Origin of the sequence: Vibrio sp. 14N.309.X.WAT.E.F5 (assembly GCF_030397615.1) — a bacterium.
In the GTDB taxonomy this organism is placed as follows: domain Bacteria; phylum Pseudomonadota; class Gammaproteobacteria; order Enterobacterales; family Vibrionaceae; genus Vibrio; species Vibrio lentus.
The window spans coordinates 54,864-76,295 of sequence record NZ_JAPNXR010000025.1 but is presented as its reverse complement, the minus strand read 5'-3'; the positions used below and the strand labels follow the sequence as shown (position 1 = coordinate 76,295).

Below are 21,432 nucleotides of genomic sequence, written 5' to 3'. Positions count from 1 at the left end.
ATCTCGTATCTCGTATCTCGTATCTCGTATCTCGTATCTCGTATCTCAAATCCCTTTTCTTCCACGCACAAAAAAGAGCACCGAAGTGCCCTTACAATATTCTTCAACTAATCGCTAATCGCTAATCGCGATGGCCTACTGCCAAATAGCGGCAAGTGAATCCATCAATCCGCTGGTTGCACCTTGAGATTGAAGAGTTTGAAGAATGATTGGTGCGAATGTTGTAATCATTGACGAATCCATTCCTAAACTTGAAAAAGCGCTTTCTACAGCACCTTGTGAGCTTAGAACCGATGATAAGCCAGTAGATTCAAGTGAAGACATTCCAGGAATAAGCGTCGCAAGTTCTTTATTGTCGGCAGAGCCAAGTGAATTTTGTGCAAGCGCCAACATTGAACCGATTCCGCCTATAGCTTGATCGCTTGTTACAGACGCTTGGTCAGCAACGGTATCAGCAAGTGGCGTTGTTTCATTTTGTTGAGACCACATATTCACCGCAGCCATCAGTGCAGTTTGTGATAGTTGAGAGTAGTTGGTATCTGATGATGAACCGGTTTGTTCAGAATCGCTCGTGCTAGCGCAAGAGACTACAGCAAGGCTGCTGAGTACAGTGATAAGTATTTTCTTCATTATTCTTCCTTAAGTAATAAAGTAATCGACCTATTCACTATAAACGAAAAACGGCGATGTAGTCACATCGCCGTTGAATTATTTCAATTTTATTTGCCTATAGTATTTTGTTTTACTAAAGGTTTTTATAAAAATTAAAGAATAGCTAGAAGTTCTACTTCAAATACTAGAGCAGCAAATGGTGGGATTGCAGCACCTGCGCCACGCTCACCGTATGCTAGATCTTGAGGGATGTATAGCTTCCACTTAGAGCCAACAGGCATCATTTGTAGAGCTTGTACCCAACCTTGAATTACGCCAGTTACTGGGAATTCAGCAGGTTGACCGCGAGATACAGAGCTGTCGAAAACAGTACCGTCAGTTAGTTCGCCGTGGTAGTGAACACGTACTTGCTTGTCTGCAGTAGGGATTTCGCCAGTACCTTCAGTTAGTACTTCGTACTGAAGACCAGACTCAAGAACTGTTACTTCTGAACGAAGAGCGTTGTCAGATAGGAAAGCTTCGCCGTCAGCAGCTGCAGCTTTAGCTAGTTCTTGACGTGCAGCTTCACCACGAGTGTGTAGCTCTTGTAGTGCGTTGTTGATTTCGTCAACTTCGATAGCTGGCATGTCACCAACTAGAGCTGTTGCGATACCAGCAGCGATTGCGTCAACGTTTAGGCCTTCAAGACCAGAACCAGCAAGTTGTTGGCCCATTTGTAGACCGATACCGTAGCTAGCTTTTTGCTCTACAGTTTCAAATTTTACTTCAGACATGAAAAGTCACTCTTTTTGTCAGTACGAAAAGGGTAAGAATACCAGTATTAGCAGCCTGAATAAACGGCTAGCCCCTGATCACTTACGCTTTACCGTGTCCAAATCACAGCTATGTCAATTTTCTCGCTTTGGTCTCTGTTGTAGCGGAAAGATCTATACTGTTGGTACTTTGGTTTTTATACTGTAGTTATTCAATGTATAGGACGCAGTGGCATGAATCGTCGTCAAAAGAAAAAACAGAAAGTAGACCACTTAGCAGAGTTCAAGGATCGACTGAATCAGGTCAAAGATAAATTAAGTTCGATCGATATAAAGAAAATGAAAACCTCAACCGTACAAACTTGGGGATCATTACCGAAATTACACCAGAGACTATTGATGGTGATTTCGCCGATCGTATTAATCTTACTTTTCGTGCCGCTACCAGAACCTAAAGTAGACGCTGCTCCAACCACATCGCGCGTTGAGCTTGAGATAAACACCGTTGGCTTAAGCGAACAACAAAATGCCAAGAGCAGTTCATCAGAACCGAGTAACAATAACTGGCAGGAGTACCTGGTTAAGCAGGGTGATACGTTGGCGCAAGTTTTTCGAAACAACGATTTACCGTTGTCTGATTTAAATGCGTTAGTACGGATTGAAGGTTCAGACAAGCCACTGAGTCAGATCAGAAAAGGTCAGCTAGTTAGATTCAAGCTAGCCGAAACTGGGCAACTGGATATTCTGCAGCTAGAGAAGGGCGACACGTCAGTGATGTTTTTCCGTTTGTCTGACGGTGGTTTTGGCCGCAGCAAATAGGTCTAATATAGAGCCGTGCGCTAAAACGTTTCGGTAGACATAGATAGACGATAGAAAAGAGCTAAGTGTTAGCTCTTTTTTTTGGTCGCTTGAAAGGGGCGAGTGGCAAGATTATTAGCATAATACCGATAAAGGTTAACGTATCTGGTATCTCATCGAACCATATTGCGCCTATTAGCGCGACAAACACTAATCCTGAATATTCAGCCAAGGCGATTTGGCTAGAATGTGCTTTCTGGTAGGCGGAAACAGCAAGTCCGTTATAACTCAATATAAGTGTTGCGCTGAGTGCGATGTATCCCAAGTGCTCCACAGATACCGGTTGCCAGTATAGGAAGCACAGTATCAATGATGCTGGAATAGAGAATAACGTTGTCCACCACAGCGTAGTGACCACTGTTTGCTCACTTGGAAGCTTTCTTACCAAGACATTGAACAGTGCGAGCGTCAGCGCTGTGCCTAGTGCAAACAATGCTGCCCAATGAAATTGCGATGGCCTCAAGACAATCAATGCGCCAATAAAACCGATAGTGGTTGCTATCACCTTACCCAATGTGGGTTGCTCTTTGAGTAGAAACATCGATAAAGGCAGCATCAACAAGGGTGCGACATAAAATACAGCGTTGGCGGTAGCCAAAGATAAATGGGTAATCGCGACAACCATACATCCACTGCCAATTAGTATCAGCTGTCCGCGTATGATAGTCACTTTGGCTTGCTGTAAGCGTCGTTGTTGCTTTTTCTGCTGTAGCCACAAAGGGGTGATGATGAGCAGAGATATCAACTGTCGGAAAAAAATATACTGAAGAGGTGGCACTTCGCCATTCAACAGTTTTACCGCTACGTCAGAAAGCGAGGCAAACAAATTACCTGCAATCAGCAATAGGATACCGACAGTGATATTCGACATTACTTCTCTAATCTCATATCAACGTGCGGAATATCGTCTTCCAAGTACATCTCAGAGATCGTTTTGAAGCCGTGGCTCGCATAGAAGTTTTCTAGGTGTTGTTGCGCACCAATATCGATAGTCGTACTCGGCCAAAGAGCCTCACAGCGTGTTAACGCTTCTTTTATCAATTGATGCCCTAAACCATCGCCTCTTGCTGATTGCTTAGTCGCCACTCGGCCGATGCTGGTGTTGTCGTAAGAAGTTCCTGGTGGTAACAAGCGTGCACACGCCACTAACTCTGCATCAGCATAGCCAAGCAAGTGTTCAACACCCGTGAGTGTATCTTTACCGTCGAGTTCTGGATAAGGGCAATTTTGCTCAACGACGAACACATCTACTCGTAATTTAAGTAGTTGATAAAGCTGTTGCGTTGAAAGTTCAGAGAAGGGAATTGAGTGCCAAGTGATCATGTTTACATCCAGAGGTTATCGATGCTCTGAATGTACTATGCGCGATGATTGTTGGCATTAACTATTGTTAATTCGACCTTTAATTCTGCTCAGACTGATCGCGGTTATTCCTAGGTAAGCGGCAATTTGGTTGTCGTTCAAGCGCTGTTCAAGGTCGGGATAATGTTCGCAGAAAAGCTGATAGCGTTGCTCGGGAGTATAGAGCAGCATAAAGCGTTCTTTGTTTTCCTTATGCATCAGCTGAGTCTCTAATAACTTTAAATACAAAGGGTTGTTTGATGCGCGCCACTCGATAACCGCGTTCATTGGCAGTTCTAACATAGTAATTGGTGTGAGCGTTTCTAATAGGTAAGGGGACGCTTGATTTTTTATCAAACTCTCAAAGCCGATGATCCAATCTTGTTCCCAGTAGAACTCTTTGCTGTATTGCTTGCCGTCATTGGTGAGGTAGCAAGCGTGGCACAATCCCTCGAGTACAAAGTAGATTGAACTCGCCATTTCACCTTGATTGATCAGGATGTGTCTGGTTGGTAGCTCAAGTGGCTTGGCGACGGCTAATAGAGATTCAATCTGACTTTCAGAGAAGTCAAAGCTTTGTAGTTGTTCGATAAAAGAGGTGTGCATGGAAATAACCTAACCCAAATAAGTGTCGAAATCATCGCACTTATTTGAGTATAGGTACAGAGCAGGCTAAATCAGCGTCGAGCGTGCTGTTCTAGATAATCTTGAGCAAGTTCTCTACCCATGTATTTACCAAGAGTTTTCAGTGGTACTTTCTTAAGGTTAACCACAATCAAGCCATCCAGAGCATCGTTAAATGATGGGTCAACGTTAAAGCACACCAACTTACCGTTCATCCCTAGATACTGGCGCAGTAGTACTGGTAGGCCTTTTCCTTGCTCCATACGTGCTAACACTTTAGAGAGCAGAGGAACACTTGCCAATGACGATAACAGATGATTTTGCCAGAACACGTGATTACTGGTATTGAGTGGTGACGACGGAGAAACCAGATTTGCCTTTTCCTCATCATAATGGTGGATTGATAAGGTGGTCGCGATCAACAGGCGCGCATTGTGGCTGTAGTCATTACTGATACTGACTGGGCCGAATAGGTGAGTGTATTGAGGATGACGATACACGAAGGCCGCGATGCCTTTCCATAAGAGTAACAGTGAGTTAAGGCTCTTTTGATAAGGTTTGCTCACCACAGAACGCCCAAGCTCAATGCTGTTGTCTAAGGTATCGATGAATTCTTGATTGTAGTTAAACAGACTGCGGGAATAGAGTTGATCAAGCCCGTGCTCAGCTATCAATTTGTCGACCATACCAAGTCGGTACGCCCCGACCAGTTCAGCCTTGGCTTTGTTCCACACAAACAGTTGATGGTAGTAAAGGTCATACTCATCTAAATCACAGGCAAGCCCGCTGCCTTCGCCAACTTCTCGAAAGCTTTCTTCTCTTACTCGACCAATCTCGCGCATTAAATTGGGGATTGACTGGCTTGGTGTGCAGTACACCTCAAAATCGCCCTGTTCAAGTAATCTCATTTCTTGAGGCAGTGACGCGACTTCTATGGAGAGCACTTCTGATGGAATAGGCGTAATAACCGGAGTGTCAAAAGAGGGTGCATGGATTGGCGTGCTAGGACTATCTTGTTGACTCATCAGATAGGTATTGAGTCGCAGATAGTTGACGATATCCATCTCTTGTTCAAACGACTTTATCTCTGAGTATGGGATTGAAGATCCGATAGATATAGAGATGGTAGTCGCTCGTTTATTAAGAAGTTCACGCCCAAGTAAAGCAGTTCGTAACAGTGGATGAACTCGTCCGGCTTGGTAGAAAAGCTCACTGTTTTTACCATTGATGAAGATAGGCACTGTGGTGGCTTGGTGACGCTTAACGAACTTGGCAACCGATTTGCTCCATTCGATATCTGTCAGTGTTTTTGCCCCTTTACGGTAACTCGATACTTCGCCAGCAGGGAATACAATCAACAATCCACCGTCGGCTAAATGACGATTGGCATCTCGAATGGCTTTTGCGTTGGTTCGTTTCGATTCTTTACTGTTAAAGACATCGACCCCGATAAAAAGATCATCCAGTTCAGGCAGTCGCTTGAGCAACTCATTCGCTAGCACCTTCACATCCTTTCTTACCGATCCTACGAGATCAGCAAGGATCACACCTTCAATTGCGCCAAGCGGGTGGTTAGCCACAATGACTACTGGCCCTTCCTCTGGGATATTATCAGTGGCGCCTGCGGAAACGGAATAGTCGATATTGAGTGCCGACAGGGTGTGATGCATGAATTCAAAGCTAGATAACTCATCAGGTCTATCTTGATAGAGTTTGTCTAGCTTAGATAGCCCAGTTGCCCACTCGACAACAGACTCACCTAAACCAAAAGGCGTGTAACGTGGTAAACGAAAAGGACTATCAATCATAATGAAGCCACCTTATTGACTAAAGTTGTTTAGGAAACCGTCTTGATTCTTGAAATCTTTCACACTTAAAAATGCACCGCATAACCACACTAGGCATGCCATACCAAACAGTAATCCACCGTCATAACCGACAATTTCACCCGCTGCATTAAACTCAGGCATTTGAATACCGAGTGGTGTAAACAGGTGGAAGAAAATCGCACCACTCATAATTCCCACACTCATGATGGCACCTAGGCCATGCCAACGAGTAAACAGCAAAATGGCAGCAATCAATTCAGCAAACCCAATTAAGTAGCCGCCAAATGAACCGAACCAACTTAAGCCCGACCATGTCGCCAAGGTGCCAAAGATATGCTCAGTCTCGTATGAGCCTGTGAACTTAAAAAACAGCGACTGAATGAACACAAACGCAATAAATGCCGCAGGGATATGTTTAGCTGGAGTGAATGTCATGGTTATTCCCTTATTTGATCAGTTGCGGCCAAATGGTGTCGGCTTTTTGAATATGTTGTGCTCGGTCTTGTTCCCAACGCTGTTTAATCTCTTGGTCGTAGTTGAGGTAAAGCTTGTTATCAACAATCGTCCATTGATTCGGGTCTCCGGGTGCAAAATCACTTTTTGCTGAAACAGCCCAAGCGCAATAACCACCATATTGAGGGGCATATTTTTCAGGATTATTAACAAATAAAGTCAGATTCTTTTCAGAAGAGAAATACCAGTCCGCGCCTTTGTACTCGGTGCTGAATTTTTTACTGCCTTCAATAGGTTTACCTGAAGTGAAATAAGCCACAGTGTCGTAGCCATCGAGCGCCTTACTGCTAAAGAACCCTGTGTAGATTTCATCGGCGGCAAAGACATATGGGCTAACAAGTAGCATGACCATGGTTAATAGTTTTCTCATGATGGACTCCATCTATAGATTGATTACTGGTGATAAATCGAAGGTAAAACGCTGTTGATTTATCTGGCATGGTTTAATGGGTTCACAAGGCGAGCCGGGTGCGTAAAGCATCGAGGCTTGGCCGTGTAGATTGTGTAAGTGTGTAAAGCTCACTGTGTGCGCGTCTTCACGATGCATACAGGTCGCTAAATGAGGTTGTTCGCTGTGATGGTGAGAGTGAAACTGAAGTAAGTTCTGTTGATTCTCACCCGTTGCCATAAGCTGATCGTATTTTGCTTGTCGATAGGCTTGTACTCGCTCTAAATCAACACCGGATGAAAAGAGTGGAGAATCGGTTTCGACTATTTTTTGTTGAATGCCATCCCACATATAGGCGATAACCAAACCATGGTGTTGAGTTAAGTTCGGCGCGAAAGCCAGCAAGGTAAATGGGGCAAAAGAGTGCAGGTCGAGCTTATGAAATGCTTCAGAGAGCTGACTGATATTACGACTCGATGATAGGTTCTTGAGTAACAAACCACGGCTGACTAAAAGGCCATCAGGTACGATGCCTTGATAGTTATTGAGTAGGCATAACGAAAGCCCGAACTCATTGACACTGATCCAGCTACCCCCACCGGTTGGGTCGAGTGGCATGATGATATCGACGCCGTTAACTCGGTATTGTTTAGGTGGCATCGCCAGTGCACGTGTCTTTTGTTCATCACGATTAAAGAAGACCTGATAGCCATTGTCTTCAAGCAGCCAAGATACTGAACACATGATTATTGCTCCCTCAAATAGCTGCTGGTGGTTGGGGCATAACCGAAGGTGTTGCATGTTTCGACATCAAGAAAGGTCGTGATCACCTTGATCATCGCGTAATGATGATTGGCATGCAGCGCGGCAAAGGTGACTTCTCTTTCTAGCGTAGAGGGCAGGCTGGCGAATACTTGTGTATCCATTGAAACTTCGGTTTGGATCATAATAGGCGCTTCGAGATCTCTGCGGTCTAATCGTTCAAGCCAGTTGATCACGTAATGGATCTCTTTCAACGCAATCGACCTGTCGAATTCGACGGGGTGACCACGACGACGAGTGTTGTAATCAACGGTCGCATTCTCTTTTAAAATCAAAGCGTGAAAAAGATCGAGCGTGTGACGAGTATGCTCACCAATAGAACTTGTGACGTGCGGCTTTGCTCGTGTCAGATAGTCGCTGTCAGATATGGCTAACAAAAACTCTAAACCCTGATTCAATATCTCTACCGCTCCCTTGATACTAGGAGAGAAAGAAGTGAGGGCGCTCGGTTGGGCTATGGGGTTCATTCATGATCCTCGTACAAAGTTAATCGGTGGTCGGATATTGTTGAACAAGACGTCGCTCTTCTTGCCACGCGTTAAATAAGCTCTTAAAAGAAGGAGGCTGGTGGCCTCTTTGTTTCTGTTGAGCGCCAATATCAAAAAGAATGCGGTATTGCAGGAGTAGCGTCGAAAATATCTCTCGCAGCGGTGTGTTGCGATCCCAGATGTGCCCGGCCTCACTGCTTGCGCCATTGACCTCAAGGATAGTGAAGTCCTCGCCGTTCATTAGGCTGTGCATGTCCTTGAATTTGACGTCGAGTCGTCCAAAGTGAAAACCATCGAAGTCGTCGAATATCTCATCTAAGCGTTCGGTTAAAGCCTGAGTGATGTATTGGTTGCCGTCTCGGAAGATACAGCCACGGCTATGGCTACCTGCAAACGCGAGTTGGAACTCTCCACCCTCTGCGAGCACTTGATCCAATTTATCTTCATGTCTCGGTAGATACAGGTGACTAAGCTGCCCAGCACGAGGGCTATTTTCAATTAACTGCTTGAGTGTCGAGTTGCCATCGCCCACCACCATTGGTGCGTATTTGAGTGTGATCGAGATGATCTCGCCTTGCTTTTTATTTGGGTAACGAACGTAGAAAACACCCGCTTCGGCTTGATAAGGCGCCTTTTCTTGCAATAGAAAGCGAGCATTATTTGGGAAAGACTCAACATACTGCTCAAGTTGATCTTGTGTGTTGATCAGCTTAACGCCAACACCTCGACAGCCAAGATCCGGTTTGGCCACAATCGGGAAATCGAGATCCGACTGTATGAGTGCGCTGCGCGCATCTTCGGCTTGTTTTTTACTGCTAAGATCCGTTTTGGTTAAGGTGATAAACGGAGAGATCCAACGCTGACTCGATGATCCTGCAAGGCTCAGTATCTCGTGTTTTGATTCGCCTACCATGCCGCTTAACTTAATACTCGGGTTGGCGATGAGCGGCAGCGCCCAGTCAAAGTGCCGTAACCCTTGCATCAGGCTTTGAATTACCACTGGCGTGTAGAAGAACCAAGTTGGAAGAAACTCATAAGGAGAGACACTGCGCACGGTATCTTTTTCAAGCAAGGGCATGCCTGCATTGATTTGATGTGCTGGAATGATGCGAATATCTTGCGGTGAACTCATGATAATCCTCTAGAGTAGGTTCTATTCATTAATCGATTGCCGATAAACAGCAAAGCGATGGCACACGGGATGATGATCCATTGATATTCAGAGGCTTGCAGCCACGCTGATGTCCCTAAATAGTAGATGGCAGAGAAGACAATGCCAGTCCAGAGCGCAGTGGCACTAATAACGGCAAACAAGAAAGTAGGCAGTGGGATTGCGAAAAAGCCACTTAAGGTAAAACCGACGGTACGAAGCCCAGGAATAAAGCGGATGACAAAAAGACTGCTGAAAGCGTTTTGACGTAATTTAGTACGAAGTGCACGAAAGTATCGATTGGTGAGGGCTTTGTAACGGATGCCTCGGAAATAACGTCCTGATTTACCTAGGTAATAGAGACCGAGATCACCGGTGGCAATGCCGATGAAAATAGCAAGCAACGCATATTGAGGAAGCATGAGCCCTTGAGTTGCTAAACCTGCCGCTGTAACAATCGCCAGATCTTCAAGCAAGTAAGAAAGTACGATAATGCCAAGCATCAGCCATAGCAGCGATTCTTCTCCTGTATTTAACCATGCTTGAATACTCTCGACGGTGCTCATCAAATACCCTTATCTATCCTATAGATGAATGGCTTATTGGCCATTCATTGAGTGTAGTAAATTAAATAGACAGGAGGAGCAGAGAAAAACTTACAGCTGATTAGTGTTTTTTTGTGGGGACTTAAATCGATTGACGGTTTGAGTCGTGCTGTTTGGGGGGGAATTAGCGGGTGTTTACGGTGAGAAAAGTAGGGCTGTGGATTCGGTTTATAAATAACAAAAGAAAAAGGCTGAGTCGTTAAACTCAGCCTTTCAGAATGTTAACTATGGATTACTGGGTAATCTATTTAGTTAGGTCAATCTGGTAAACAGCAAAACCAACATCGTCAGTCGCAACACGTTTCATCGGGTATTGACCCTTTTCTTTGATGAACTCTGCCGCTTTGTCACTTGGAGATGTTTCAAAGCGGATATCTAGTTTTTTATCCGTTTTGATTGGGGCAAATGACCAGTTGTTATCAGCTGTTGGGCTAACTTGACCTTGCTCTTTACTTACGCGAGAGATGTAGTTCGCAAGAACAGTACGGTTTTCATCTGGTGCATCAAATGCGATGAAGTCTTCACCCGTACCTGGGAACTTAGCACTGTATGCACGGTAGTTGTTGGTTGCGATCAGGAAGTCTTGCTTCATGTCGATTGGCTTACCTTGGTAAGTTAGGCCAACAATACGCTGTGAGTCAGGGTTAACGACTTTACAGTTTGCATCGTATTTTGCAGGTTGAGTTACGTCGATTTGGTAATCAACACCGTCGATAACATCGAAGTTGTAAGTACGGAAGTTATCCCACTCGATCAACTGTTGTGGTGCTGTTGAGTTAACATCCACTTGGTTGAACTGACCAGCAGAACACTCAAGCCACTCTTTTACTTCGTGGCCTGTTACCTTCATCGCGACTAGCGTGTTCGGGTAAAGGTACAGGTCAGCTGCGTTACGGAAGGTTAGTTGACCAGATTCAACTTCAGTGAAGTTCGCTGGGTCATTCTTACGGCCACCGGCCTTGAATGGTGCAGCTGCTGAAAGTACTGGCGTACCATCTAGGTCTGGGTCGCCTTGGATGAACTGTTCAACGTAATCTTTCTGCGCAAGGTTAACAATCTGCACTGTTGGATCGTCTTGCACTAGAGATAGGAAGCTGTACATCACGTCGTCTGCTTTACCAATCGGTTGGTTAACAAACTCACGAGTACCAGCGTGGTCTTTTTCTAGTGCTGTTACGATGCCCCCATCAGCCGCAGCAAGAGATTTCTTCTCGATCTTGTCGTAGATAGGGCGTGCTTCAGATTGGCCTTTAACGACTTCCCACTTACCGTCTTTTTGTGCAAGTGTTAGATCCATAACACCAACGTGGCTACCCCAACGACCTGGCATTACTGCCGCAACGCCGTTCATTGTGCCAGTTTCGTTGTCGATGCCTTGAATGTCATCAAAACCTTTACCTGGGAACACTGCGTGAGAGTGGCCGAATGCGATCGCATCGATGCCGTCTACTTCAGATAGGTAGAACGTTGAGTTCTCTTCACCATTTTTGTACGGGTCAGTTGATACGCCTGAGTGAGGGATAGCAACGATAACCTCTGCGCCTTCCGCTTTCATTTGAGGGACTAACTCGTTAGCTGTCTCAATGATGTCACGAGCGATCACTTTGCCTTCAAGGTTCTTCTTATCCCACGTCATGATTTGTGGTGGAACAAAACCGATGTAACCCACTTTTACTTCATGCTCTACGCCAGCGGTATCTTCAAACGTGTGCGTTTTGATGATGTAAGGCGTGAAGTAGTGTTCTTTAGTTTCTGCGTCGTAAACGTTAGCACTGATGTATGGGAAATCAGCGTCGTTGATCGATTCTTCTAGGAACTCAAGACCGTAGTTGAATTCGTGGTTACCTAGGTTTGCAGCGTCGTAGCTTAGTTGATTCATTGCTTTATATGCAGGGTGAACTTCGCCCGCTTCGATGCCTTTGTCTGCCATGTAGTCACCCATTGGGCTACCTTGCAGCAAGTCACCGTTATCAACTAATACGCTGTTGGTTACTTCGCTTTGAGCTTCTTTTACTAGAGTTGCAGTACGCGCTAAGCCGATTTTTTTCGATGGCTTGTCTTTGTAGTAGTCGTAATCCATTAGGTTGGTATGGATATCCGTCGTTTCTACGACACGTAATTTAATCACTTCATCGGTATCTGGTGTTGTTGTGCAGCCTGCTAGAGTCAAACCAAGACCCGCAAGTACAGCCAATGACAAAGGTTTCATTGCAACTTTCATTTTGTAGCTCCAAAGTGGATAGTAGAAAATTCGTTGCGTAATGTAACAAAACCGAATGAAACAATGATTACAACGAATGTTAATTCGTGACTTAGATCGATTACTTTATGGTGTTCTGCAAGACGCCTCCCAAACCTGCTCAATCAATGTACAAATCACATCGATAGTATTAGTCCATTCATTTCACCTATTTATCGATGAATCTCATCCCTTATCAGCTTTTCGAATAAAAAATGAAATTTTAGAATTTCCAGTAATATGAGAGGCTCGTCATAATGCCTATATCAAGGACGTATCAGGCAGATGAATAGCAAGGATAGCTCAAAACGAAGCTTCTGTTTTCTTCTAGTGCCAATACTCCCATTCACTCAAGTGGATGAGTTAAATCCCTTGCTTGGCAAGACCAAGTAATGAATTGCTCGTACTGCGAGCCTTAAAGGAAGCACTGAAATGGACCAAGAACGTTTAACCCACCTAAAACAGCTTGAAGCGGAAAGTATTCATATTATCCGTGAAGTTGCTGCTGAGTTTGATAACCCAGTGATGATGTACTCCATCGGTAAAGATTCTTCTGTGATGCTTCATTTAGCTCGCAAAGCGTTTTATCCAGGCAAGATTCCATTCCCACTATTGCACGTTGATACGGATTGGAAATTCCGCGAGATGATTGAGTTTCGTGATCGTACGGCGAAAAAGTACGGCTTCGACCTTTTAGTACATAAGAACCCAGAAGGTATTGAGATGGGATGTAGCCCGTTCGTACATGGTTCTTCTAAGCACACTGACATCATGAAAACTCAAGGCCTTAAGCAGGCGTTAAACAAGTACGGGTTCGATGCCGCTTTTGGTGGTGCGCGTCGTGATGAAGAAAAATCTCGAGCGAAAGAGCGAGTTTATTCTTTCCGCGACAAGAACCATACATGGGATCCAAAAAACCAGCGTCCTGAGCTTTGGCACACCTACAACGGTCAGGTTAATAAGGGCGAAAGCATTCGTGTTTTCCCGCTATCTAACTGGACTGAGCTCGATATCTGGCAATACATCTACCTAGAGAGCATCGATATTGTTCCACTTTACCTTTCAGACAAACGTCCTGTGGTTGAGCGTGATGGCATGCTGATCATGGTTGATGACGACCGTATGGAACTGCAAGAAGGTGAAGTGATTGAAGAGAAAAGCGTTCGCTTCCGTACTTTGGGCTGTTACCCACTAACCGGAGCCGTTGAATCTGAGGCGAATACGCTAACAGGCATTATTGAAGAGATGCTGGTGGCGACGTCTAGTGAGCGTCAAGGTCGAGCGATTGACCATGATCAGTCGGGCTCAATGGAGCTGAAAAAGCGCCAAGGTTATTTCTAAGAATCTAAGGAAAGAAAAATGAATAGTGCAGTAGAAGCCGAATTGGCTGAACTAGGGATTGAAGGTTATCTAAGTCAGCATCAGCATAAATCTATGCTTAGATTTTTAACTTGTGGCTCGGTAGATGATGGTAAAAGTACGTTAATCGGTCGCTTGCTCCATGATACAAAACAGATTTATGAAGATCAGCTAGCAGCAGTTCACTCGGATAGCCAACGAGTGGGTACGACAGGTGAGAAGCCTGACTTGGCACTGCTTGTTGATGGCTTGCAAGCTGAACGTGAGCAAGGGATCACGATCGATGTGGCTTATCGCTACTTCTCGACGCAAAAACGTAAATTCATTATTGCTGATACCCCTGGGCATGAGCAGTACACGCGCAACATGGCAACAGGCGCTTCAACGTGTGATCTGGCTGTGATCTTGATTGATGCTCGCAAGGGCGTACTGGATCAAACACGTCGTCACTCGTTTATTTCTAACCTACTTGGTTTGAAGCATTTCATCGTCGCAGTCAACAAAATGGATCTCGTCGAGTACTCGCAAGATCGTTTTGAGGAGATTCGCGATCAGTACCTAGAGTTTGCTGAAAACCTAGAGGGCGAAACTAACATTCAGATTCTGCCAGTTTCGGCACTTGAAGGTATTAACGTTGCTGCGCCAAGCAAAGAGCTTGCATGGTTCGAAGGTCCGTCTCTATTAGAAGTGTTAGAGAACGTCGACATTGACCAAAAACGTTCTGCGGGCGAATTCCGTTTCCCTGTGCAGTATGTCAATCGTCCTAACTTAGATTTCCGTGGCTTTGCCGGCACCGTAGCTTCTGGTCGTGTCAGCGTGGGTGATGAAATCAAGGCGTTGCCTTCAGGTAAAACCTCTAAGGTGGCAAGCATTGTGACCTTTGATGGTGAACTTGAATCAGCACAAGCGGGTTTGGCGGTAACACTGACTCTTGAAGATGAAATCGATATCAGTCGTGGTGATTTAATTGTGCTGGAAAACGCGCAAATTGAATCCACCAACCACGTATTGGCAGATATCGTGTGGATGACAGAACAACCACTGCAACCGGGTAAAGCTTACGACATCAAAATCGCAGGCAAGAAAACTGTCGGTCAGGTTGAAACGGTTCGTCATCAATATGACATCAACAACTTGTCGACTCACGCTGTTGATGAGTTGCCACTGAATGGTATTGGTTTGTGTGAATGGTCATTGAACGAGACTGTCGCACTGGATAAATACCGTGAGAGTGCCGATACCGGTGGCTTTATCGTTATCGACCGACTAACCAACGTGACGGTTGGCGCGGGTTTGATTCGAGACCGTTTGGACTCTGTTGAACAACAAGTCGGTAACTTCTCTGCATTTGAACTTGAGTTCAACGCTCTGGTTCGTAAGCATTTCCCTCATTGGGATGCCAAAGATCTAAGCCAATTACTGAAGTCATAAACGACCAAGTAACAGCTTATTGAATCAGGTGGAAACTCATCGTTTCCGCCATAAAGGACGGGTATATGTGGCAACAAGGATTTGTATTAGCGATTTTGCTCGGCATCATTACTTGCCTGCTCGTTACCCGTATTAAGCCAAGCTTTATCTTTGCTGGCGCGGCGTTTATTGCTTTTATGGCTGGCATGATCGACTTGTCGAGCTTAGCCAATAACTTTACTAACTCCTCGTTACTGACTTTAATTCTTCTGATCCTCGCCTCAAGTGCGTTGGAGAAAACTCGCTTAATCAGCTGGGTTAGCCGCAATATCTCTGAAGGTAGGCTAGGCACAGTGGTTGCGAAGTTGGGTATTTCCACAGCGCTACTTTCTTCTTTTACTAATAACACGGCGGTGGTTGTTTCTTTGATCGGGGCGATCAAACGTAATCAGCAACACGCGCCATCTAAGTTACTTATCCCTCTGTCATACGCTGCCATCTTAGGTGGAACGCTGACATTGATCGGCACTTCAACCAATTTGATCATCAATAGCTTTGTTGAAGATGCGGGATTGCCGAGCTTAAACTTTTTCACACCAACCTTGATCGGTTTAGCGGTCTTGGTCGGTGGCGTGTTGATCCTTATCCCTCTGAGTTACTTCTTACCAAGCTACGATGATGGTTCCCAAGATGATTTGCCTTACTTCTTAGAAGCAAGAGTGGAGCCGGGTTCTCCTTTAGTTGGCCGCAGCGTCAGCGAGAATAATCTTAGAGCTCTGAGAAAACTGTTCTTAGCGGAAGTGATTCGCGACGGTAAAACAACAGCGTCTATAGACCCTGACTTTATTCTTCAAGCTCGTGACCGACTGCTGTTTTGTGGCGATGTCGAGAGTGTGGCGACACTGCAAGAAATCCAAGGATTAACCCTGTTTGGTCAACATCACCTTAACGGCCAGAGCTTTGTTGAGGTTGTAGTGAGTTCGTCGGCAAGCTTCTGTAACAAAACCCTGAAAACCAGCCAGTTCAGAGACCGTTTCGATGCGGTTGTGGTTGCCATTCGTCGTGGCCATGAGCGCCTTGAAGGTGGTCTTGGAAACATCACACTAACCGCTGGTGATACCTTGATTCTGGTTCCCGGCAAACGCTTTGAAGAACAGCGCCAGCAACACAACAAAGAGTTTGTGTTGATGAATGACTTGGACTCGAGTGCCAAGCTTGATGCGGATAAATCGACGTTTGTATTGCTCGGTTTTGCCAGTGTGATTGGTTTAGCTCTTGCTGAAGTCGTGCCGATTATCAAAGGGCTGGCTGGTTTTTTACTGCTGCTGGTGGCCTTTGGTGTGGTGCAACTGGGTGAGCTTCGTCGCCGTTTTCCGGTTGATATTGTGGTGATCGTTGGCTCTGCACTTTCTATCGCTCAACTGATGATTTCATCGGGTTTGTCTGAGCGTATGGGGCTGATGTTTATGGAAGCCTTTAATGGCTGGGGCGTGTTCGGTGCGTTAGTCGCGACCTACTTTATGACGTTGGTTCTGACTGAGTTGGTGACCAACAATGCGGCCGCAGCACTCTCGTTCCCAATTGGCTACAGCATGGCTATCGGCTATGGCGTTGACCCCATGCCATTCATTATGGCGGTTCTGTTTGGTGCCAGCGCCAGCTTTATTTCGCCATACGGCTACCAAACCAATTTACTTGTTTATAGCGTAGGTAATTACCACCTTACGGATTATCTGCGTATCGGCATCCCAATCTCGATTGTCTATTCGGGCTTGGTGCTGACCCTAATTCCTTACTTTTTCCCATTTTAATGCTGTTTATTTAAAGGACTAATTATGACCGCAGTACTCAAACCAAAAGATGAGAATGTTGTGTGGCATCAACACTCGATTGATAAAACATTTCGCTCTGATCTGAAATCACAAAAACCAGCCGTGCTCTGGTTCACGGGTTTATCTGGTTCTGGGAAGTCGACAGTCGCTGGAGCATTAGAAAACCGCTTAGCACAGCTTGGTTACCATACTTATTTATTGGATGGCGATAATGTGCGTCACGGATTATGTAGCGACTTGGGCTTCTCTGAGCAAGACCGTCGAGAGAATATCCGTCGTATTGGTGAGCTCGCTAAATTGATGGCGGATGCGGGTTTGATCGTGTTGTCAGCGTTTATTTCTCCACATCAAGAGGAGAGACAGTTGGTGCGTGATTTATTGCCGGAAGGTGAGTTTCTAGAGGTGTTTGTTAATACGCCACTTGAGGTTTGCGAACAGCGTGATCCTAAAGGCTTATATAAGAAAGCACGAGCTGGAGAAATCCCGAACTTCACTGGTATTAGTTCAGTGTACGAAGCGCCTAAAAAACCTGAGATTGATCTACCCGCAGGTGAGAAGACGCTCGATGAATTGGTTGAATTGTGTATTGATGCTTTAGAGAAGCGTAATATTTTAGCCAACTGAGATCGTTGGTATGACTAAGGCTACTCAGCTGTTTATCTGTTTATTCACGACCGATAAATAGTGCAGCCTTAGTTTACCGAGACAAGAAACCTATCCTCTAGATTCTCTTTATTCTTCTCAATACTTTTCACTTTTCACACCGTCTATTTTTTGCACCGTCGAGTGCTTAGACGGTGTAATTCACACTGCTTTTTACTTCTGTCTGTACCGTGAATTTCTGACTTAAAAGAGCAATCAGTTGGTCGTAATACTGCATGTTGGGTTTGTTGCCAAGTAAGGTGCACAGCTCATTACCTGTTGGACTGAATCGGTAGTAAACCAGCTTAACCCCTTTTGAAATAGGCGCCAGTGACATGCTCTTACCTTGATAAGTCAGGTGCAACGCTGGGTCGAAGTCAATCTCACCAGACTCTAATTCAGTGCCTAGAATGATACCGAGCTCAATTAAATGGAGTAGGCTAGAGTAGGGTAGGTTGTGTCCACCAAGGTTGATGGTGTTGGTGGTGTCTCTTTTGCCGAAGCTGAATATTCCAGCATGAGATTTGAAACCAAGTAATAGCTTTCTGCTGCTATCACTACCAAAACTACAGCCAAGTGACGCCGCTCTTTGTAGGGTGAGTGCTTCTTTTGGTGTCATGTCTTGCAAGATCTGCAGTGCCTTCATCGACGTCGAACCTGGGTTGGTGACTTCTCTTTTTAATACCTGGGCCCATAGCCTCTGCATCGATGTATTGTGGATCTCTTGTGCCATATCGAAAAAGCGATATAACCAGTCTTGATCAGGATCTCCAGCCGCTTCATCCTTACATGAAGAGTGCGCCAATTTCAGAATCTGTTCTAGATTCTTTTGACGCAGTTCTTTACGTTTTTTCTCTCGTAATAGCGCCCGCTCGATAAGCGTACTCTCAGCTTTATCGATTGGTTTTGTACTATGAGTGATTAAGGAATCTAAGCCGAAGCTCTGTGCGATGTGCAGCATTCTGCTTGTGCTGTCGGCAATATGAGGCTTTTTCTCATGCTTGTGCTGTGTATCGCTAGCATGCTCAATGATTACTGGCTGTTTGGTTTCTGACATAAGAGTACCGTTAGGAGACGACTTAACTGCCTAAAATGTAACTCTTTATCTTATTGGTGGCTAGATTTTGCGTGCAGAGTTGAAGGTTTCAACAAAATTTTACTTTTGCTAATGATAATAAAATGTTAAATTTGTTGTAATTCTCAAGGAGGAGTTATGAATCAAGTCAATGATAACAAGCTGAAGAAACAGCTTAGTATAGGGTTATTACTCGCTACTTATGTAGCTGTCCTAGCATATTTGTCTAATTACATCGCGTAATCTAGTCAAACAATATCGTTATGAAACTGTTATTGAATAAGTTCACTTGTTCAGTGATGGCAGCTCATCCGTGAGCCACCCTTCTAATGACTACATGTCGTCATATTCTTCTATTGCTGTACCTTCAATAAGATAACCTGTTTGAGCTAAGTCGTGGCTTATTGACTCGGTTTTTAGCGTACCTACTAAATAAATCACATCCCATAGTTGCTGTATTGGTGCACCTTTAGGGAACTTCACGTAGATGATTTGGTTCGGCGGCGGTGGCGGCACGTGGATACATGCGCCAAAGTACGGTACCAGCAGAAATTCAGTGATCATGTTTTCATCACCTTCCAATGGAATCACAAAGCCAGGAATCTTTACTGTGCTGCCATTCAGCTCAGGGCGAACAGCGCCAAGTGTCGATTGTTGAGGTTTGTCCATACTGTCGTGGTTAACTGTCGGCATGCCGAATGAATCCAGCTGAGCACGTTCTGATTCCGGAATCAAATCAATCCAATCCAGTGTTAATACCGATTCGTCAGTCGGTGCGGTTTCAGCGTGAGCTGTGCTGATAAATGGGAACAGAAGTAGCCCAAATATCAGTAGGAATTTGCGTTGCATCGTAGGTTCCTATTTTAGATTCGAATAGTCATGCCATCAGACAATGACTGACGGTAAGCCCTGAAAGCGGGAATAAAGCCGATAATGATTCCGGCAACTTGTACCAGTATAAGCAGTTTCCACTCATGAGGGGTGATTGCGGATATCGATATATTGATACCATAGCTTTGTTGCACAATAGGAGCAACTACTGCGATTAGGGCAAACAAAACTGCAACCCCTAGTGTTATACCAAGGAAGGTCAGTGCACTTGCTTCACTGATCAGTAAACCAAAGACATGGCGAGGCCTTGCTCCCATAGCACGCAAAATGGCCATCTCTCGACGTCTTTCTTGCAAGCTAGTAAGTAGGCTACTTAGCATTCCTAATAGTCCCGCGACTACAACAAACCCTGAAACAATCAGTAGTGCTTGTTCTGCAACGGCCATCATTCCCCACAATTCATGAAGCGCAATACCCGGCATAATGGCGCTCAAAGGTTCTTGGCGATAGTTATTGATTTCTCGTTGCAGTGCAAAGGTTTGGATTTTCGATTTAAGGCCAACCATCATCGCGGTAATCTGCTTAGGTTGGAAATCGTAGGTCTTTAATGTTTCTGCATCTGGCGTGTGCCCTAGGTTGGCTCCTGATTCCCAGCCCACGTGAATCGCTTCAATAGCCTCTAACGAAACATGCACGGTTTTATCTACTGGTGTGCCGGTTGGCGCGAGTATTCCGACAATTGTGAAGGGCAGGTTATCATGGCGACTAAAGGCAACATCACTGATACCGTGTGCAAGAATGATGTGATCACCGATTTTGTAATCTAACTTCTTCGCGACATCAGCCCCGATCACTACATCAAATAGCTGTTTAAACTCTTTACCCTGCTTAAAAGTAAGTGGTTGCTTACTTCCATAGCGATAGTTTTCGAAGTAGCTATGGTTTGTACCCATAACTCGGAAGCCTTTGTGCGAATCTCCCAATGAGATGGGTATCGCCCACTTTACGGCATTATGCTGGCTAAATTCTTGGTAACTTTTCCAGTCGATATTGTTGGTTGCATTACCGATTCTAAATACTGAATAAAGCAGTAGGTTTACCTGACCAGAACGGCCACCAACGATAAGGTCAGTACCTGAAATCGTATTGGCAAAACTGCTCTTTGCTTCGGTTCTTACGCGTTCAACACCGAGTAATAGAATCACTGACACTGCCACGGTGAGAATCGTAAGAATAGCGGTGGCTTTACGGTTGAGTACGCTTTTTAGGGCTAAGTGAGTAATTACTTTCATACGACAACCTTAGCTTGGTTAACGGTTTTTAAATCTATGGTTCGAGTGAACAGCTTTTCTAATGTTGGATCGTGACTGACAAATATCAGAGTAGACCCGGCTTGATTTGCTTGCTCGAGTAACAATTCGATGAAGGCTTCTCGGTTGTCATGATCCAAAGCCGATGTTGGTTCGTCGGCAATGATGATCTTTGGTTGGCCGATTAAAGCGCGAGCTGCAGCGACACGTTGCTGTTGACCAATACTCAGCTCAGTAACAGGTTTGTTCATTAAGGCTTGTGGTAGCTTTAATCTGAGCAATAATTCTTGAGCGGTGGCTTGCAGGCTGTTCTGACTTTCAGTGACTTGCTGTTTACGAATCTTTGAAAACTGGCAAGGAAGCGTCACATTGTCGATCACTGATAAGTAAGGAAGCAGATTAAATTGTTGGAATATATAGCCAATATGATCGGCTCTGAACTTGTCTCTCTGACGAGGCGTTAGCTGTGTGAGATCTTGGCCAAGGATAGAAACTTCACCTTGCTCTGCTTGGTTAATTCCGGTCAATAACCCTAATAATGTTGACTTCCCACAACCACTAGGCCCTTTGATGAAAAGGTGCTCTTGGGCTTGGATATGCAGTGAGGGGATCTCTAGCGTTGGGGATAATTCAGGCTTCCAACGAAAGCTGATATTTTCGAGTTTGACCACAAGTGATGAACTGTCAAAAGACATATTAGCTCCAATGATTAAAGCGGTGTATTTACTGGACAGCTATTAGAAAAATAAATT

Annotated in this window: 22 protein-coding genes; 5 read left to right on the top strand and 17 right to left on the bottom strand. The window is 44.9% G+C overall.

Going from position 1 to position 21,432, the window contains the following annotated elements; all coding sequences use genetic code 11:
* Positions 1–135: 135 nt before the first annotated feature.
* The gene (locus tag OW495_RS20870) at positions 136–630 is read right to left on the bottom strand and encodes a DUF2780 domain-containing protein (protein WP_289888132.1); all 495 of its coding nucleotides are present in this window, start codon (positions 628–630) and stop codon (positions 136–138) included.
* A 134-nt stretch (positions 631–764) separates the two neighbouring features.
* Positions 765–1,385 carry an FKBP-type peptidyl-prolyl cis-trans isomerase gene (locus OW495_RS20865; RefSeq protein ID WP_017107729.1) on the bottom strand — a complete coding sequence of 207 codons (621 nt, stop codon included), beginning with the start codon at positions 1,383–1,385 and terminating at the stop codon, positions 765–767.
* 213 nt (positions 1,386–1,598) lie between these two features.
* Between OW495_RS20865 and OW495_RS20860 the strand changes: the two genes are divergently transcribed.
* Positions 1,599–2,183 carry a LysM-like peptidoglycan-binding domain-containing protein gene (locus OW495_RS20860; RefSeq protein WP_289888125.1) on the top strand — a complete coding sequence of 195 codons (585 nt, stop codon included), beginning with the start codon at positions 1,599–1,601 and terminating at the stop codon, positions 2,181–2,183.
* A 61-nt stretch (positions 2,184–2,244) separates the two neighbouring features.
* Here OW495_RS20860 and OW495_RS20855 read toward each other — a convergent pair whose 3' ends face one another.
* The 11 genes from OW495_RS20855 to OW495_RS20805 all read right to left on the bottom strand — a co-directional run bounded on the left by OW495_RS20855 (position 2,245) and on the right by OW495_RS20805 (position 12,203).
* A complete protein-coding gene (locus OW495_RS20855) occupies positions 2,245–3,093 on the bottom strand; it encodes a DMT family transporter (RefSeq protein WP_289888124.1) in 849 nt (282 codons plus the stop codon).
* Positions 3,093–3,545, bottom strand: coding sequence for a GNAT family N-acetyltransferase (locus OW495_RS20850; protein WP_289888121.1), 453 nt, complete (start codon positions 3,543–3,545; stop codon positions 3,093–3,095). The genes OW495_RS20855 and OW495_RS20850 overlap by 1 nt, the downstream gene beginning before the upstream one ends.
* Positions 3,546–3,602: 57 nt before the next feature.
* The gene (locus tag OW495_RS20845; protein ID WP_004735262.1) at positions 3,603–4,169 is read right to left on the bottom strand and encodes a Crp/Fnr family transcriptional regulator; all 567 of its coding nucleotides are present in this window, start codon (positions 4,167–4,169) and stop codon (positions 3,603–3,605) included.
* A gap of 71 nt (positions 4,170–4,240) precedes the next feature.
* Positions 4,241–5,995, bottom strand: coding sequence for a lysophospholipid acyltransferase family protein (locus OW495_RS20840; protein WP_289888119.1), 1,755 nt, complete (start codon positions 5,993–5,995; stop codon positions 4,241–4,243).
* Between the two features lie 12 nt (positions 5,996–6,007).
* Positions 6,008–6,451, bottom strand: a complete 444-nt coding sequence (locus OW495_RS20835) for a hypothetical protein (protein WP_017096575.1) — start codon at positions 6,449–6,451, stop codon at positions 6,008–6,010.
* 10 nt (positions 6,452–6,461) lie between these two features.
* Positions 6,462–6,899 carry a YHS domain-containing (seleno)protein gene (locus OW495_RS20830; RefSeq protein WP_012604897.1) on the bottom strand — a complete coding sequence of 146 codons (438 nt, stop codon included), beginning with the start codon at positions 6,897–6,899 and terminating at the stop codon, positions 6,462–6,464.
* A 12-nt stretch (positions 6,900–6,911) separates the two neighbouring features.
* Complete coding sequence (locus OW495_RS20825; RefSeq protein ID WP_289888106.1) at positions 6,912–7,661, bottom strand: NRDE family protein; 750 nt, start codon at positions 7,659–7,661, stop codon at positions 6,912–6,914.
* A 2-nt stretch (positions 7,662–7,663) separates the two neighbouring features.
* Entirely contained in the window at positions 7,664–8,206 is a 543-nt protein-coding gene (locus OW495_RS20820; protein WP_017078811.1) for a DinB family protein, read from the bottom strand.
* A gap of 19 nt (positions 8,207–8,225) precedes the next feature.
* The gene (locus tag OW495_RS20815; protein WP_289888104.1) at positions 8,226–9,359 is read right to left on the bottom strand and encodes an ATP-grasp domain-containing protein; all 1,134 of its coding nucleotides are present in this window, start codon (positions 9,357–9,359) and stop codon (positions 8,226–8,228) included.
* On the bottom strand, positions 9,356–9,943 hold the full coding sequence (locus OW495_RS20810) for a DedA family protein (protein ID WP_102340812.1): 588 nt from the start codon (positions 9,941–9,943) through the stop codon (positions 9,356–9,358). The genes OW495_RS20815 and OW495_RS20810 overlap by 4 nt, the downstream gene beginning before the upstream one ends.
* A 283-nt stretch (positions 9,944–10,226) precedes the next feature.
* Positions 10,227–12,203, bottom strand: a complete 1,977-nt coding sequence (locus tag OW495_RS20805) for a bifunctional 2',3'-cyclic-nucleotide 2'-phosphodiesterase/3'-nucleotidase (RefSeq protein ID WP_102514358.1) — start codon at positions 12,201–12,203, stop codon at positions 10,227–10,229.
* 414 nt (positions 12,204–12,617) lie between these two features.
* On the opposite strand from OW495_RS20805, the gene cysD reads away from it, so the two are divergent.
* The 4 genes from cysD to cysC all read left to right on the top strand — a co-directional run bounded on the left by cysD (position 12,618) and on the right by cysC (position 17,446).
* The gene (gene cysD / locus OW495_RS20800; protein WP_226974827.1) at positions 12,618–13,562 is read left to right on the top strand and encodes a sulfate adenylyltransferase subunit CysD; all 945 of its coding nucleotides are present in this window, start codon (positions 12,618–12,620) and stop codon (positions 13,560–13,562) included.
* Positions 13,563–13,580: 18 nt separating this feature from the next.
* Complete coding sequence (gene cysN / locus OW495_RS20795; protein WP_004735272.1) at positions 13,581–15,011, top strand: sulfate adenylyltransferase subunit CysN; 1,431 nt, start codon at positions 13,581–13,583, stop codon at positions 15,009–15,011.
* A gap of 65 nt (positions 15,012–15,076) precedes the next feature.
* The gene (locus tag OW495_RS20790; protein ID WP_009847766.1) at positions 15,077–16,801 is read left to right on the top strand and encodes an SLC13 family permease; all 1,725 of its coding nucleotides are present in this window, start codon (positions 15,077–15,079) and stop codon (positions 16,799–16,801) included.
* A gap of 24 nt (positions 16,802–16,825) precedes the next feature.
* Positions 16,826–17,446, top strand: coding sequence for an adenylyl-sulfate kinase (gene cysC / locus OW495_RS20785; protein ID WP_289888095.1), 621 nt, complete (start codon positions 16,826–16,828; stop codon positions 17,444–17,446).
* 166 nt (positions 17,447–17,612) lie between these two features.
* On the opposite strand, the gene OW495_RS20780 is transcribed toward cysC, so the two are convergent.
* From OW495_RS20780 to OW495_RS20765, 4 genes are all read right to left on the bottom strand, one after another.
* Positions 17,613–18,521 carry a TIGR03899 family protein gene (locus OW495_RS20780; RefSeq protein WP_289888091.1) on the bottom strand — a complete coding sequence of 303 codons (909 nt, stop codon included), beginning with the start codon at positions 18,519–18,521 and terminating at the stop codon, positions 17,613–17,615.
* 351 nt (positions 18,522–18,872) lie between these two features.
* Positions 18,873–19,388: a DUF3299 domain-containing protein gene (locus OW495_RS20775; RefSeq protein ID WP_065104194.1), complete on the bottom strand. Its 516-nt coding sequence runs from the start codon at positions 19,386–19,388 to the stop codon at positions 18,873–18,875.
* Positions 19,389–19,402: 14 nt separating this feature from the next.
* A complete protein-coding gene (locus tag OW495_RS20770; protein ID WP_289888090.1) occupies positions 19,403–20,662 on the bottom strand; it encodes an ABC transporter permease in 1,260 nt (419 codons plus the stop codon).
* Complete coding sequence (locus tag OW495_RS20765; RefSeq protein ID WP_017110584.1) at positions 20,659–21,375, bottom strand: ABC transporter ATP-binding protein; 717 nt, start codon at positions 21,373–21,375, stop codon at positions 20,659–20,661. Before OW495_RS20765 ends, OW495_RS20770 begins: the two co-directional genes overlap by 4 nt.
* Between the last annotated feature and the right edge of the window lie 57 nt (positions 21,376–21,432).